The sequence below is a fragment of the Mucilaginibacter daejeonensis genome, assembly GCF_020783335.1.
In the GTDB taxonomy this organism is placed as follows: Bacteria; Bacteroidota; Bacteroidia; order Sphingobacteriales; family Sphingobacteriaceae; genus Mucilaginibacter; species Mucilaginibacter daejeonensis.
On sequence record NZ_CP086068.1, the window covers coordinates 489,664 to 505,645 of the forward strand.

General features: G+C 48.5%; 13 protein-coding genes. 7 read left to right on the top strand and 6 right to left on the bottom strand.

Features of this window, described 5'->3' with window-relative positions; all coding sequences use genetic code 11:
- The first annotated feature begins 61 nt into the window (after window positions 1-61).
- Window positions 62-1,042, top strand: coding sequence for a GlxA family transcriptional regulator (locus LLH06_RS02195; RefSeq protein WP_228171626.1), 981 nt, complete (start codon window positions 62-64; stop codon window positions 1,040-1,042).
- Between the two features lie 1,042 nt (window positions 1,043-2,084).
- On the opposite strand, the gene LLH06_RS02200 is transcribed toward LLH06_RS02195, so the two are convergent.
- Window positions 2,085-4,532: a PIG-L family deacetylase gene (locus LLH06_RS02200; RefSeq protein ID WP_228171627.1), complete on the bottom strand. Its 2,448-nt coding sequence runs from the start codon at window positions 4,530-4,532 to the stop codon at window positions 2,085-2,087.
- A 179-nt stretch (window positions 4,533-4,711) separates the two neighbouring features.
- Here LLH06_RS02200 and LLH06_RS02205 point away from each other — a divergent pair, with 179 nt between their 5' ends.
- Genes LLH06_RS02205 through LLH06_RS02220 form a run of 4 tightly spaced genes read left to right on the top strand, consistent with a single transcriptional unit; the run spans window position 4,712 to window position 9,347 of the window.
- Window positions 4,712-5,359 (top strand): TetR/AcrR family transcriptional regulator, encoded by a 648-nt coding sequence (locus LLH06_RS02205; RefSeq protein WP_228171628.1) that lies wholly within the window; start codon window positions 4,712-4,714, stop codon window positions 5,357-5,359.
- Window positions 5,343-6,710, top strand: a complete 1,368-nt coding sequence (locus LLH06_RS02210) for a TolC family protein (protein WP_228171629.1) — start codon at window positions 5,343-5,345, stop codon at window positions 6,708-6,710. Before LLH06_RS02205 ends, LLH06_RS02210 begins: the two co-directional genes overlap by 17 nt.
- Window positions 6,711-6,737: 27 nt before the next feature.
- Complete coding sequence (locus LLH06_RS02215) at window positions 6,738-7,793, top strand: HlyD family secretion protein (RefSeq protein WP_228171630.1); 1,056 nt, start codon at window positions 6,738-6,740, stop codon at window positions 7,791-7,793.
- A gap of 6 nt (window positions 7,794-7,799) precedes the next feature.
- Window positions 7,800-9,347 carry a DHA2 family efflux MFS transporter permease subunit gene (locus LLH06_RS02220; RefSeq protein ID WP_228171631.1) on the top strand — a complete coding sequence of 516 codons (1,548 nt, stop codon included), beginning with the start codon at window positions 7,800-7,802 and terminating at the stop codon, window positions 9,345-9,347.
- A gap of 236 nt (window positions 9,348-9,583) precedes the next feature.
- Here LLH06_RS02220 and LLH06_RS02225 read toward each other — a convergent pair whose 3' ends face one another.
- Window positions 9,584-10,168, bottom strand: coding sequence for a carboxymuconolactone decarboxylase family protein (locus tag LLH06_RS02225; protein ID WP_228171632.1), 585 nt, complete (start codon window positions 10,166-10,168; stop codon window positions 9,584-9,586).
- A gap of 144 nt (window positions 10,169-10,312) precedes the next feature.
- On the bottom strand, window positions 10,313-10,858 hold the full coding sequence (locus LLH06_RS02230; protein ID WP_228171633.1) for a peroxiredoxin: 546 nt from the start codon (window positions 10,856-10,858) through the stop codon (window positions 10,313-10,315).
- A 171-nt stretch (window positions 10,859-11,029) separates the two neighbouring features.
- Between LLH06_RS02230 and LLH06_RS02235 the strand changes: the two genes are divergently transcribed.
- Window positions 11,030-11,632, top strand: a complete 603-nt coding sequence (locus LLH06_RS02235) for an HPP family protein (RefSeq protein WP_228171634.1) — start codon at window positions 11,030-11,032, stop codon at window positions 11,630-11,632.
- Window positions 11,633-11,695: 63 nt separating this feature from the next.
- On the opposite strand, the gene def is transcribed toward LLH06_RS02235, so the two are convergent.
- The 3 genes from def to LLH06_RS02250 form a co-directional block, all read right to left on the bottom strand.
- Window positions 11,696-12,268, bottom strand: coding sequence for a peptide deformylase (gene def, locus LLH06_RS02240; RefSeq protein WP_228171635.1), 573 nt, complete (start codon window positions 12,266-12,268; stop codon window positions 11,696-11,698).
- Between the two features lie 84 nt (window positions 12,269-12,352).
- The gene (locus LLH06_RS02245; RefSeq protein ID WP_228171636.1) at window positions 12,353-13,684 is read right to left on the bottom strand and encodes a serine hydrolase domain-containing protein; all 1,332 of its coding nucleotides are present in this window, start codon (window positions 13,682-13,684) and stop codon (window positions 12,353-12,355) included.
- A gap of 86 nt (window positions 13,685-13,770) precedes the next feature.
- Complete coding sequence (locus LLH06_RS02250; RefSeq protein WP_228171637.1) at window positions 13,771-15,006, bottom strand: M16 family metallopeptidase; 1,236 nt, start codon at window positions 15,004-15,006, stop codon at window positions 13,771-13,773.
- Between the two features lie 143 nt (window positions 15,007-15,149).
- Between LLH06_RS02250 and hpt the strand changes: the two genes are divergently transcribed.
- Complete coding sequence (gene hpt / locus LLH06_RS02255; protein WP_228171638.1) at window positions 15,150-15,683, top strand: hypoxanthine phosphoribosyltransferase; 534 nt, start codon at window positions 15,150-15,152, stop codon at window positions 15,681-15,683.
- Window positions 15,684-15,982 lie beyond the last annotated feature (299 nt).

The following is a 15,982-nucleotide window of genomic DNA, read 5'->3' on the forward strand; positions in this document are numbered from 1 at the left end:
TCCGACTTTTTGAGGGGCCGTTAACGACAATGATGACCTGAATTATTCCTGAAACGAACACATGACGAAGCACATTTCCATACTGGTACCGAAAGGCGCTATTTTGGGTAGCCTTGAGGGCTCCAGGCAGTTACTCACGCAGGTGAACCATTTTTTTGCGGCCAAAGGCATGCCCCCTGTTTTTGAGGTGCAGCTGATCGGTCTGGAAAAGAACACCCCTGTTGGCGGTACTCTATACACCGTTAACGCCGATGCCGTGATCGGCGAGGTGCAGGATACTGACCTGATCATCATCCCCGCTTTGGATGGCGATATAGGTGTGGCCTTGCAGAACAATGCCGACTTCATCCCTTGGATCATTGATCAGCATGAGCGTGGCGCCGAGGTGGCCAGCTTGTGCCTTGGTGCTTTCCTGTTAGCCTCGACCGGGTTACTCAAAGGCCGGCAATGTGCCACACACTGGATGGCCGCCAACGCCTTTAAGCAAATGTTCCCTGATGTGGAATTGGTGACCGAGAAGATCATCACCGATGATCGCGGCATTTACTCGAGCGGGGGAGCTTTCTCATACCTCAACCTGATCTTGTACCTGATCGAAAAGTTTGCGGGCCGGGAGATGGCCGTGTTAAGCTCCAAGGTGTTCGCCATTGAGATGGAGCGTACCACACAATCGCCCTTCATTATCTTCCAGGGACAAAAAGAACATACCGACGACCCGATCAAAAAAGCACAGGATTACATTGAGCAGAACTATCAGGACAAGATCACCGTGGAGCAACTGGCCTCCATGTTCGCCCTTGGCCGCCGCAACCTGGAGCGCCGTTTCAAGAAAGCCACTGCCAATACTGTGGTCGAATACATTCAGCGCGTCAAGATCGAGGCGGCCAAAGTAAGCCTTGAGACCTCGCGCGAAAGTGTGAACGAGGTGATGTACCAGGTGGGTTATACGGATAATAAGGCTTTCCGCAGCACGTTCAAACGGATCACCGGGTTATCGCCTATAGAATACAGGAATAAGTATCAGCGGGAGTTAGTGAATTGAGCTTCAGCAGGTCGTTAGCTGGTCGCTCTCATACCGCTTCTGGGCCGCGGGGACCCTTTGTTCTTTCTCTTGATAGGAAAGAACCAAAGATCAAGTCAATTCCCTACGCTTTTGCCGCACAGGCCATTGCCCTGCAGACCCCGGCAGTACCACGGGCTGTCCAGCTCTCGCCCCGCTGCGCTCGCACTCTGGCCCTCCCTCCAGCAAGACCTGAAAGGCCCTTTTCCCGACCGCACATGACCCGCTTGTGCTGCCCGTCTCTCGCCCAAAGCCGGGAAGTGACCTTTTGGGAAGTGGCAGGAAGTAGTGGCAGCTTTTGAGTGGCAGTAGCAGTAAACAGTGGCAGTGGTTAGCAGCGGTTGCAGTGCGGAGCACATGCGTTACGCGTGCGCCAGCACCAAAGGTGTGTTCAAATCCCCTCTTGAGAGGGGCAGGGGTGTGTCTATTGAAGCGATAAATTGAACACACGACCACATCCTGTAAAGAGAGGAGCGTGGGGCTGACCTGGCATTATTAGTTCAGTTATTTCACGAACATAGAGAATAGCGGCGAATGAGCGCCAAGCGATCCGTTAGTGCTTGCTCGACTTGCTACTTTTATGATGAGATGCCGAGCTGCCTCGGCATGACGGATAGGTTGGTTGGCTACTTATCCTCCACAGAGATGGCTTCGTTCCTCGCCATGACGGATAGGTTGGTTGGCTACTTGTCCTCCACAGAGATAGCTTCGTTCCTCGCCATGACGGGGGTAGTGAGGGCGCTCGATCTGCTCCTTCATAACGTGCCGACAAAGCCTACTTCGTGTATCGAAATGCTGTTACAGCCTGTAACAAAATTCCCCAACTTTCCCCACTTTTGGTCATTGCGAAAATCGTAAAAACCCAACTTTTTCCAGAAAAAGCATACAAAAAACCGAAATGTAACACCAGATGTAACACTTATGCACACAAATGTAACACCCGCATCGTGTGCTCGAGGCGCAAAAGGCACAGCTTTAAGACCTCGATGTTCCGGTTTTTGCGAATTTCATAATGCTCGAAGATCTACCTGGGCTTGCTCAGTAAATTGATGAATAGTCGGTAAGCGCCCGGCACCCCCGCAGGTAGTTGCCTGAAGAACGCTAATGAGGTGTACACAAAACGGCCTTTACCAAAGTCAGTATAAATAAGTGAACCTTTATTTGGTGCTTCACCCACATCATTCATCTCGAAAATGGTCTTGTACTCCGGTGAGATACTGCTGGTGAAATATAGACCACGTTCCTGTATCCAGCCATCAAAGTCGGCCTGCGTGATCTTATTAGGGTAATTCAGCAAAGCACTTTGCGGGTCGGTCACCGTCACTTTGGCGAACTCGTCGGTCACACGCTCGTTCACTACTCTAAAAGGATAGGGGCCAAGCTGCGGGGTCACTAACCCGGCCGGGTTGTTATATTGGATCACCAGGTTGCCGCCGTTCTTCACGTATTCCATGAGTTTGGGTTGTTCAAAGGCAAGTCGTGGTTCCACGTTATAAGCACGCACGCCCGTAACGATCGCATCGTAACCGGAGAGGTCAGTGTTCATGATCTCGTTCTCGGTGAGGATATGCACCTCGTAGCCTACCTGTTGCAGGGCCTGAGCTACCAGGTCGCCCGCCCCGTTGATGTAGCCGATCTTTTTGCCTGCGATCTTAAGGTCAAGGTTCACCAAACGCGCCTCTGCCGGCGGGAACAGCGTGATATTGGGGATATGCTCGTATTGGATACGCCTTAAACCTAAGCTGTAGGGCTTGCCACCAACGGTCACCACCGCCTCGGCTACGCCATTCTTGGCACCGGCATTTGGTGTGATGGTAAAATTGGCGGTCCACTCATCACCCTTTTGCTTGTCAGCAAAACTGATGCTGGACGGTGATACTTGCCAGCCGGCCACCGGTTTTAGCTGGATGGTGCCGCTACCGTTCACAAAGCTTTTAAGTTTCACTTGCAAGGTTTGCGCTTGGCGGGTGCTGAAAACATATACCTTATTATCAATAGTAGCCGTCACCGGTGGTGCGATCTCGATCGGTTGGTATAACTCGCCACGGACCGGATCGGTGTACTTGTACATCAGTTTACGTTCGAAACGGATGGGTTTACCCTCCATCATGAACTCGAACGCTACCTTGATGGCATCAGGGTTCTCAGGGTTGCCGGCCAGCTGGTCGTTAGGTAGAGTGTAGGCACCTATCCCGTGCGGTGCGTTGAGCCAGTAAGGCTGCGTGATCTTACCGGCGTAGGCTTTTAGCGTGTAGGTCTGTACCTGGTTGGCTGGTATGGTCTGGTCAATTTTCTGCGCCTTATCCTGAACACTGATGCTTTGAAGTTTAATGCGATCGTTATAGCGGTCGAGCACCTGAGAGCGTATAGTGATACTATCGCCCAAGGCATAAGAGGCTTCGGCAGCATACGCCTCGAACCAGAGACCAGCACAGGCTGCGATCAGGTCGTCTATCTCGGCCAGTTTTTGTTCACGCCAGTAGGCATCGCTGATCTTATCGATCTTACCACGCAACTGTACAAGGGCAGGTACCGATCCTGCGGGCTCCTGCGCGTCAAATGATCTTTTGATGGTAGCCAGTTCAGTAGCTATCTGGCTACCGCCCGCCACGCGTTGCCAGGTATCGGTAACACCATCCAACAGGTCGTTCTTTGGTGCATCGCCTAATATGGTCTTAAAATATTCATATGATTGTCCGCGCTGCCTGGCCGAGCCAAACCCTTGCGACCGGTGGTTCGAACGGCTTTCGGCCGCGATCTCGCCATAACCTTTACCAACTATAGGGTTATATACACCCACATCCACCTTGAATTGATCGGGAGATATAGTATTATTCCCGCCAAAATTAAAGGTGTTCCACAATAGGCGTTTGGCCTGCCATGGCTGTACATATTTTAATTGTTCAGGGTAACGCTTAGGGTCGGCCGCGGCCGCAAATGCTTCCTGCGCTAAAATGGCTGATGAGGTATGATGGCCATGACCGCCCTCACCTGTGGTAGGAAAACGGCAGATCATCACATCAGGCCTGAACTGGCGGATCACCCACACCATGTCGCCCAATATCTTATCACGATCCCATATCTTTAAGGTCTCTTCAGGCCCTTTTGAAAAGCCAAAGTCATTGGCTCGTGTAAAGAACTGCTCGGCGCCATCTACTCGGCGGGCGGCTAATAACTCTTGCGTACGGATCAGCCCTAATAGTTCGGCCTGCTCATTACCGATCAGGTTCTGACCGCCATCGCCCCGGGTAAGGGCGAGGTAACCGGTGCGATAACCCTTCTCCTGCGCCAGATAAGCTAACAGTCGGGTGTTCTCATCATCAGGGTGAGCCGCCACATACAGCACGCTACCCAGCACGTTGAGCTTCTTAAAACTCTGCTGAATGGAGTTCAGATCAGCAGGTGGGGCGGTTTGCGCGTGTAGGATAGATGTTGTTAAAGCGAGCGCAGCAAGTATGAACAGTTTCCTCATAGATAGTTGATGATCAATGTACAAATATTAAAAACAAATAAGTGAAGTTCGGCATTGCAATAAAAATATCGTGATCGTTGCCCTTATCGCTTTGAACCTATCATACCCATTTTACAAAAACATTACAATTACTTTTAATATCTAATCAATCGTTTGATTAATTTTGTTCATCGAAAGTAATGGAAAAGGAAAAGACAGATAAGAAGGATCACATTCTTGACGTAGCCGAAAAGGTGTTCGCCGAGCATGGGTTCGATAAGGCCTCTACCCGGCTCATCTCTGGTGAAGCTGGTGTGAACATGGCCATGCTCAATTACTATTTCGGCTCAAAAGAAGGTGTACTGATCGCGTTATTCGAAAGACGTACCTCACACTTTCACGGTTTGATCAAGGATATAGGCAGTAACGATACCATGAGCTCATGGCAAAAGGTACAGGCCTATACCGAAGCTTACCTGGACAGGGTGTTCACTAATAACTGTTTCCAAAAGGTGATCCAGCAGGAGCTGGCCATACGCCGCACCGGCGAACTGTCAGACCGTATCACCAAAATGGTGATGCAGAACGCACTTGAGTTCAGGAAGATATTGCAGGATGGTATAGAGCGGGGCGAATTCAAGAGTGACATCGATACCGATATGGTGGTGGCGACCATGTTCGGGATCAAGAACCAGATCATTAACGCGCCGGGCGTATCATCACTCATGTTAGGTTATGATGTGCAAGACGCTGATAACCGTGAGGAGAAACTTAAGCCACGTGTAAAAAGCTACCTGAACAAACTACTCAAAGGATATTTACTAATTGAAAATGACAACGCAAATTAATACGATCGCTATCACACATGCATTCAGGTCGTTGCCCCGTAGCATACGGCTGGGGGTGACCACTGTGCTGGCCGGCTTGCTTTTCAGCTCCGCCGCCGACGCACAGGACCGTACCATCACGCTGGATGAGGCCATCAAACTGGGCCTGGATAACAGCAAGACCTTAAAATTATCACAGGCCAAGATCGATGCCGCTGTATCACAATACAACCAGGCTAAGGATAGAGCCCTACCAACCGGTAGTGCCAGCTTTATGTACAGTCGCGCGCAGATCCCTGCCAATACGCTTAACCTTGGCGGCGAATCACTCAGTCTGCCTAAAAGCGCTAATGCCAACCTAGGTATCGTATCGGTGGAGGAAGTGATCTACGGCGGCGGACGTTACCGTTACGCTAAAGAAAGCACCGACCTGCTGGTGAACGTGGCCCGCCTGGACGTTGATAAAGACCGCGAGCAGATCGCTTATAACATCGTGAGCTCATACTATAACCTGTACCGCGTGCTGCAAAGCAAAAAGGTAGTAGAGCAGAACTTGAAGACCATTGACGAGCAGATACACCAGGCACAACGATTTTTTGAGCAAGGTTTGGTGACCAAGAACGATGTGTTGCGTTTCCAACTGCAACGCTCTAACATTGAATTGAACGGCATCGACCTTGAGAATAACCGCAAGGTGATCAACTACGATCTGCTGATCTTGTTAGGTTTGCCTGAGACCACCGAACTCAACATTCAGCAGTTGCCTGATGCTACCCGTAGCGTTGCTCCTTTGCAAAGCTACCTTGACAGTGCCATGATGGCCCGCGACGAGATTAAACAACAGGACCTGCGCACCAAGGTAGCCGAGACCAATATTAAGACCGTAAGGGCTGAAAAGCTGCCTACCTTGGCTGCTACAGCAGGTTTATATTACTTGGATGTGTCGGCTAACCCACTTCCAAGAAGCGGACAGTACATCACACCTCTGACAGCCGGCCTGTCATTGTCATGGAACTTCGGTTCCCTGTGGACCAACAAGAACAAGGTGACCCAGGCACGCATTGAACGTGAGGAGACCGTGATCAACAAAGGCATCATCACTGATAATGTTAAAACAGAGGTTAACCAAAGTTACCAGCAGTATGTTAAATCGTTGGATAAGATCAAATTGCTGGAGACCTCTATAGCTCAGGCCACTGAGAACAGCCGTATACTGGGATCCAAATATGCTAATAGCACTGCATCGGCCACCGATCGTGCTGATGCGGAGACCTTGTTATACCAGGCACAGATCAATCTGGAGCTGGCCAAGGCCGATGCCGGACTGGCGTACTACAACCTATTAAAATCTACCGGAAAACTCACTAAATAATCACGCTACTACAACGCACTAAATAAAATGGCACAAGAACAAGAAATACAGGAAAAAAAGAAACCTAATAAAGTTATCCCGATCATATTAGGTATCATCGTTATAGCCGGCCTCATCTTCGGCGTTAAAGAATATCTTTACTCGACCAAACACGAGGACACTGATGACGCGCAGATAGATGCCGACATTAGCCCGGTAGTGGCCAGAGTAGGCGGTTATGTTGACAGCATCTTTTTTGAAGATAACCAGCACGTTGAAAAGGGCCAGGTACTGGTCAAGATAGACGACCGCGATTACAAAGTAAAGTTAGAACAGGCACAGGCCGCACAACAAGGTGCCGGTGCTAACGTTGGTGTTACCGAATCACAGATCTTCAGCTCACAAGCTAACTCGGCCAGTGCTAAGGCTCAGGCTACTTCGGCCGCTGCCAAGCTGGAGAAAATGAGAAAAGATTACGCCCGTTATGCTAACCTGGTAAAAGATGGTTCGATCACTCAACAACAATTCGATCAATCGAAATCAGATCTGCAGGTAGCTCAGGCTAACTATCAGGCCGCTTTAGATCAGTACAAGGCCGCACAACAACAGGTAGGTACCGTGCGCAAGCAAGTAAAGGTGACCAATACCGGTGTTGATCAGCGCCAGGCCGATGTTGATTTTGCCAAACTGCAACTGACCTATACCACCATTAAAGCTCCTGCAAGCGGTGTCACCTCTAAAAAGAGCGTTCAGTTAGGCCAGTTGGTTCAGGCAGGTCAGACCTTGTTCTCGGTAGTGAATGACAATAGCTTGTACATTACCGCTAACTTTAAAGAGACCCAGTTAGAGCATTTACGCAACGGTCAAAAAGTAAAGATCGAGGTGGATGCTTTCCCTGATCTGGAACTGGAAGGTAACGTATATAACTTCTCGCCTGCTACAGGTGCCCGTTTCTCGCTGTTGCCTCCTGATAATGCTACCGGTAACTTCGTAAAGGTGGTGCAACGTGTTCCGGTAAAGATCAAGATCAATGCTAATAAAGAAACACTTGACAAACTGCGCGCAGGTATGAGCGTGAACGTGTCGGTGACCACCAAAGACTAATTTACCATGGCAGAAACAGGATTTAAAAAGTGGATCATCACCATTACGGTGATCACAGCTTCGTTATTGGAGCTGATCGATACCACTATCGTTAACGTATCCTTGCCAACCATACAGGGTAACCTTGGTGCTACGCTTGAGGACGTAGCCTGGATCACAACAGGCTACGCTGTAGCTAACGTTATCATCTTACCTATGTCAGGCTGGCTGGGTAGCTTTTTTGGCCGGAAGAATTACTTCCTGGCCTCGATCGTCATCTTTACTATCGCCTCCTTTCTTTGTGGCAATGCTACATCGCTTACCGAACTGGTGCTCTTCCGTATCTTACAGGGTATGGCAGGTGGCGGTCTGATCTCGACCTCGCAGGCGATCCTGCTCGAGACGTGGCCTCGCGATCAGGTGGGTACTGCCACAGCGCTATTCGGTTTGGGTGCGGTAGTAGGACCTACCGTTGGTCCTACCATTGGTGGTTACATAACCGACCACTACTCATGGCCGTGGATCTTTTACGTGAATATACCAGTAGGTATACTGGCCGCCATATTCACCATCATGTACGTAAAGCCTACGGCTCCTGATGGCAGGGGTAAACCCATCGACTGGTGGGGTATCGCCTTACTTGCTATTGCTGTGGGTAGTTTGCAAACTATTTTGGAAAAAGGTGAATCAGAAGATTGGTTCGCTACCCCGTACATCACTGTACTGACCGCTACCGCTGTTATTGGGGTATTGCTGTTCGTGTGGCGCGAGTTGAGTACCGATCACCCGATCGTTAACTTCGGCATCTTGCGCCACCGCAGTTTTGCCATCGGTATGTTCACCTCGTTCATATTAGGCTTCGGCTTATATGGTTCGGTGTTCGTGTTCCCGGTATTCTGCCAGGCGTTGCTCGGTTTTTCGGCGCAGCAAACGGGTGAGCTATTGTTCCCCGGTGGTATGTTCACCATTGCCATGATGCCTTTTGTAGGTAAGATGCTCAATAAGGGTGTGCCTGCTCAATTTATGGCCACAGTAGGGATGTTCCTGTTCTTTGTGTTCACCCACATGCTATCAAGCTCTACACTGAGCACAGGCCGCGAAGATTTCTTTTGGCCGCTGGCGATCAGGGGTATCGGTATGGCATTATTGTTCGTACCGTTGACCACACTGGCCATTGCCGACCTTAAAGGACCGGAGATAGGTCAGGGTACAGGTTTGAACAACATGATGCGCCAGTTAGGCGGATCATTTGGTATAGCTGCTTTAACTACGCTGATCCACATCAGGCAACAAGGGCATCGCAATAACCTGCTCATCAACATCAATGAGTATAACCCGGCATTCGTACAGCGGTTGGAAGCGGTGAAACGTGGCTTTATGGCACATGGCCACAGCCTGATCGATGCTACCAAAATGGCCTACGGTGCTATTGAAGGTACGATAACCAAGCAAGCCATGCTATTAACTTATGATGATGCTTACTGGCTAACCGGTTTGGTGATGCTGTTCTCGATACCGTTGCTATACCTGCAACCGTTCCGCAAGAACTTGAAACCGGCCGCAGATGCCCACTAAAATAAAAAAAACCGTTCTGGAGTCAGCAGAACGGTTTTGCATTACAATTAAATTGTTTTTGTTTTCGTACACAGGTACCGTGGTTGAAGGGTGGTACCTTTATGTGTACAAAAGGTGTTTAATCTCTGCCATAAATTTAGTGATCGATCTAACTTAAAGCAAATATTTTAGAATAAAAATAAAAAAAAGGATAGTGTTTAACGCACTATCCTTTTTTTTATAGGTAAAAATGGTACTTAAAAGATCACTTTACCTGTGGCGGTGATCAATGATGAAATACGTACCGCATCAAATATACGCTCTTCGGTAGTACCCAGTTTGATCAGTGAGTCCTCATGTGCGTTCACACACATCTCGCAGCCGTTCACGGCCGATATGGCTAAGCTCATCAGTTCGAAAAATTCTTTGCCGGTAACCGGTTTCATCATCAGCTGCATGCGTATACGTGCAGGGATCTGAGTGTACTTCTCTTTTTGGGTAAAGTGACGGAAACGGTAAAAAATATTGTTAGAAGCCAGCAACGATGCACAACCTACAGCCTCGGCTATCTCGGCAGCGGTAGCACCTTGCTCCTCGGCATATTTGGTGAAATATTGGGTAAGCGGTTTGTTAGTGTTGTTAACAGCCGTGCTCAGGGCGATAAGGCCACACTCCTTAGCACTCAGGTGTTCAGAGGTCAGTGTGCTGGCCAGATTCAGTTTCAGGTCACGCAGGTAACGTGATTCGCCTTTCTCCAGCAGGTTCAGGCTTTCGGTACGGTAATCTTTGTCAACGGCCACACTTTGCAGCAGTTCTTGTATGATCTCGGTGCTTTCGCTCATGGTATATATGCAGATGTTATCTGGCAATAAAAAAGCGTCATCACGAGGAGTAAAGCGTTCTTTGAACTATGCTTAAACAGTTGCTTGTCTACGCAGAGGTCGCTTCGTTCCTCGCAATGACGCGATAAAATGATGGTTATTAAATTATACGGTCAAAGTTTCCTGGCCTTTTTCCCAGTTGCAAGGGCAAAGTTCGTCGGTTTGTAAACCGTCAAGTACACGCAATACTTCTTTAACGTTACGGCCTACGTTCAGGTCGTTAACACATACCCAACGTACAACGCCGGTAGGGTCAATGATGAAGGTAGCACGGTAAGCGATCTTTTCGGTAGGCTCCAGGATGCCCAGGTCTTCAGCTAATGATTTTGAAGTATCGGCCAGCATTGGGAATTTAAGGTCACGCAGGTCTTCGTGATCTCTTCTCCACGCAGCGTGTACGAACTCAGAATCGGTAGATGCACCGATCACGCGGGTGTCGCGGTCACGGAATTCACCGTAAGCTTTGTTGAACTCAGCGATCTCGGTAGGGCAAACAAAAGTGAAATCTTTTGGCCACCAGAACATTACGGTCCAAACGTTATCGTCGTTCACTAAAAAATCTGAAGTAATGTCTTCGAACTCTTTACCTTTTTCGATGCTTACTGCAGCTTTTTTATTAAAAGCGGGAAATTTTTCGCCTACTGTTATCATAATGGTTGTTTTATTATAAGTATGACAAAGATAAGCAATACTGCTCAACCATTTTATCTTAAAGATCGATAGCCTATAGCTATTATCTATATTGATCACTTTAAGTTATAGCTGCCTTTAGCAGGTATGTTAGTTAACTTTGCAGCGCATTTTTATCTTGTTGAACAAGCTATGCGAAAACACATACGCCTGCACGCCCGCCGCACCCGCTACATCATATACAAGGAGACCATGATCGATCTGAAAGAGCATCTGATCACCTTCATAGGGGCGTTCTTAGGAATAGGAGCGATCGGTTTCATGAGCAGCCAGCATTTTACAGCTTATGATAACCTGTTCCTGATCGGGTCCTTCGGGGCATCGTCCGTATTGGTTTACGGTATACCCAACAGTCCTCTGGCTCAACCACGTAATGTGATCGGTGGCCACGTGGTGTGCGCTATCATTGGTGTGATCATTCATAAGTTGATCCCAGGGGAAGTGTGGTTGAGTTCGGCTCTATCGGTCTCGTTATCGATCGTGCTCATGCAGATCACCAAGACCCTGCACCCACCGGGCGGGGCCACTGCGCTGATCGCCAACATTGGCTCGGCCAAAATTCAGGCACTGGGTTTCTTTTATGTGATCAGCCCGGTGTTTCTGGGTGTGTTGTTCCTTACACTGGTGGCTATCGTATGCAACAATGTAGGCGGTCACCGCAGCTACCCGCGCAACAAGCACTGGTACAAGGTATGGAAACGTCGGTACGCTTATCTGAATTCGGCCGGTAAATAGTTATAAAATAGAAAAGGCATCTGATCAACAGATGCCTTTTCTATTTATGGTTATGTTTCCCGCTTATCGACCTTTTTTAGCCGCAGGGAACTTCATTTTATAATCAACTTTTACCGCGCCGCGTGAAATGTCGTTCAGGCGTTTTTCCAGTAAACGTTTCCGTAGCGGGCTTAGCTTATCGGTAAATAGTTTACCCTCAATATGGTCATACTCATGTTGGATGATGCGGGCCGCCATGCCTTTGAAGGTCTCCTGGTGGTGTACCATGTTCTCATCATAATAGGAAAGTAATACCTCGGGCTTGCGCGACACATCCTCTCTAACGTCAGGAATGCTCAGGCAGCCCTCGTTAAAGTTCCATTCCTGGCCGTTCTCCTCCACGATCTGCGCGTTCACAAATGCCTTTTTAAAGTCCTTCAGCTCCGGCTCTTCATCATCAAATGGGCTGGCATCAACCACAAAAAGCCGTTTGCTTAACCCTACCTGAGGGGCGGCCAGCCCAACGCCGCGCGCGCTGTACATGGTCTCATACATATCGGCGATCAGCTGTTTCAGTTCAGCGGTCTCATCTGCTTCAAAGTCGGCGGCTTTTTTTCTTAAAACCGGGTCACCGTAGGCAACTATAGGCAATTTCATTCTGCAAAGTTACGGATCTGTGGCGTTATTGAAAATTTGAGCCTGATAACACTGTCATTTTTAAATGTATCACCAAGTGGTGAACTATTTATCTTTGGTGTAAGCAAAGGTGCGTCCGCCTTGTTTGAGCGTCATTTGGCTGGTGGCCGGATCAAACACCATTACGATACCTGCCGGCTCGAACTTGAACTGGTGATCGCCCATCGCTTCCAAAGCAAACGCAGCCTGCCCTGTGGCCTGAGCCTTCAAGGTCGAACCATCCTTGGTAACGGCGATCTTTAGAGGTATCTGTGTGCTGGAATAATTACCAAGGTACTTATCCAACTCCTCGGTCTTAAGGGTCAATGTTTTAAAGGTCGGTATCTGGTAAGGTTTGTTGAATACGATACTCAATAAGCCGATCATGATATTATTGATATTGCCGTTCACACCGTTCGATACTTCTGCCAAGGCAATACCGTCCTCTGGGAAGTAAGTGGCTTGGGATTGAAAGCCATCGATGCCGCCGGTATGGCCGTAGGCCGTGTGGTCGTCAAATTTGAAAGAGAACAGGTTCATGCCGTAGCCATCTTTAATGGTGCGCATCAGCTTCAGGTTCTCGGCACTCACCACCTTGCCATTGAACAGGGCATTCATAAAAGTGGTAAGGTCGGTAGGGGTAGATACCAAGGCTCCGGCACCACCGGGTATGCTCATATCGGTCTCGGTAGATGGTTTCCAGGTATTATCGGCCCAGGTATAGGAATATGCCTCATTGGCCGATGCCCTGATCTTGCCGCCGTAATAGGTGTCTTTAAGATTAAGTTTCTTGGTAATGCGAGCTTCCAGACTTTTGGCGTACGGCCTTTTGTCGAGCTTCTCGATAATATAGCCCAGCAGCACAAAGTTGCTGTTGCTATACTCATGCTTGCTTCCCGGCTCAAACTCTGACGCGCCGGTCATTTTAGCGATCAGTTGAGCCGGTGTAGCGGGTTTATTAAGCCAGGTCTTGTAGTCAGCATCCGAAGTGAAGCTATGGATACCGCTGCTATGGTCCAGCATATGCGCAATAGTGATCTTGGCCGCATTCGGGATCTGCGGATAAAGATCAGACAGCGGTGTAGTAAGCTTCAGCTTTCCTTCCTGAATGAGCTGGAAGATCATGGCCGCCGTAAATACTTTGGAAATGGACCCGATGCGGTACTTAGTTTTGGTTGTAGCTGGTATCTTTTGGTCGCCATACCATGCATAGCCAATGGCACGGCTGTAGAGCACTTGCCCGTTACGGGTAACGGTCACGCTCATCATGGCGCGATCATTTTTGGCCACTGCATCAAAAAGACTGTCGGCCTTGGCTTTGTTGAAGGTTTGACCAAAGCTGTTAGCCGTTTGCAGTGAAGCGGCCGCTAATACAATAAAGGTAAATTTACGAAGCATAGTGATAACGTTTGCCTTTGAGACGCCGGTGCGAGCACCGAGGTTACATCAAAGTTCAATATCATCACCAGGCTTTGCAGATGTGTTTACTCGTCCTTAGGTTCGAACAGTAAGGTGATCATTTTTGCAGGGTCGAATATCTCGTTACTGATCTCGAGCACTTGCTCGGCCGTCACGGCGTTGATCTTGTCATACACCTGTTGCAACGAGTCGATGCAATTGAAATCGAGCAGGCTTTTAGCCATGGAGATGATCAAACTCAACCGGTTCTCCTCGGCAAGTGCGATCTGACCGATGAACTTTTGCTTGGCCTGATGCAGCTGTGTGGTACTGATCTGGTTATCGCGCAGTTTCTTGAGCTCCTTGTGGACCAGCTTCAGGGCCTTGCCGGCCTTTTCCTCATCAGTGCCAAAGTAAATGTTGAAGATGCCCGTATCGGTCAGCGGTGTGTAGCTTGATTCGATAGTGTAAGCGATGCCATGTTTTTCGCGTATCTCGAGGTTAAGCCTGCTGCTCATGCCCATGCCGCCCAACAGGTTGTTCACCAGCAACAGACCGCTCTTGTAAGGGTGCGACGAGCTATAGGCGATGCTACCCAATACGCCATGTACCTGCGCTATGGGTTTGTATTCCGTAACGGTATCAGCAGTGATCGCTTGTGGTGCCACGCGGTGCTTAGCGGTATCATTGGCAGCGATGTGACCCAAATACTTTTGTACAAGTTTGATCAATTTCCCGAACTCGTAGTTTCCGCTTACCGCGAACACCATTTGGTGGGTGTTGTAGTTAGCCGTCATATAAGCATCGATGTCTGGCTTTTCTAATTGCTCTACCGACCTGGCAGTACCCAGGATGTTGTTGCCCAAGGTATGACCGGCAAACAGGAGTGCTTCAAAATCGTCCTGAATGGCTTCCTCGGGCTGATCCTGGTAGGAGGCGATCTCGTCCAAAATCACGCCACGCTCTTTTATGATCTCTTCCTGCGGAAAGGTAGAGTGGAAAATAATATCCTCAAAAAGGTCCAGTGCACGCTCCAGATGCTGGTGCAAAAGCGAGGCATGAATGCAGGTGTATTCCTTAGTGGTATAGGCATTCAGATCGGCACCTACCACTTCCAGCCTGTTCAGGATCTGGTTGGTATTGCGCTTTTCGGTCTGCTTGAAAAGCAGGTGTTCAATAAAATGAGCCAGTCCGTCCTTCCCCTCTGCCTCGTCGCGGGCACCCGCATTAACAATAAAACAAGTGTGCGTTATATCTGATGGTGCCGGCTTAAACAACAGTCTGATACCGTTGTCAAGCGTATGTACCTGATGGTCTGTCATGAGCGTACAAAGATACGCTAATTTATATGGATGGTTGTGTGGGTTTTAGGTAGCTATTATGTATAATTGTGTGTGAATGGCAGCTCGTACGCACATTTTACATTATATTTACGGTAAGTAGACGTCAAAACATACGGAGTTATATGAAGATCGCTGATCTGACATTTGAAGTGTTGATAGAGGCCGGCTCCATCGCTAAACGCGTTGATCAGCTGGCTCAACAATTGAATACCGAGTATGCAGGCCGTACGCCTATATTTATAGGTGTGCTCAACGGTAGTTTCCTGTTCGTGGCCGATCTGGTAAAACGAATGACCATCCCGTGCGAAGTGACCTTTACCAAACTGGCCAGCTATTACGGCGGTACCAGCACCACCCGCAAGATCCGCGAGGATATCGAACTCAGCGTAGATATCAGCGGCCGTCATATCATCATCCTTGAAGACATCGTGGATACGGGTAATACCCTTAGCTATTTGATCGAAAAGTTGAAAACACACGCGCCTGCTTCGGTACAGGTGTGCTCTTTACTGTTAAAGCCCGGTAAATTGGAAAGCTCCATAGAAGAACTACGCTATGTTGGTTTTGAGATAGAGAATGAGTTCGTGGTGGGATATGGCTTAGATTACCAGGAGCTTGGCCGTAACCTGCCTGATATTTATCGTCAGATCAGCTGACCTGTTAATTTTCTTAAAGTTTAATTTATCCTCTGGCTGTTCTGGCCATAATGCATCTTGCGACCCAACACGATGTGGAATAGTTGTGTCCTTTTCATAGAAGCATCAGGTGAATAAGCACTAAAGTTAAGTATCAAAAACCTAATAGCTGATAATGGAAAGTTTATAAAAAAGCAAAGCCCCCTGATGGGCAGGGAGCTTATACTAACCAATTATAAACCTAAATTATGAGAAGACTTTTTTGTTTGTATTTTCTAATACGGTGTAAAGATAACACTTAGTTATTCTTGCACCAAATT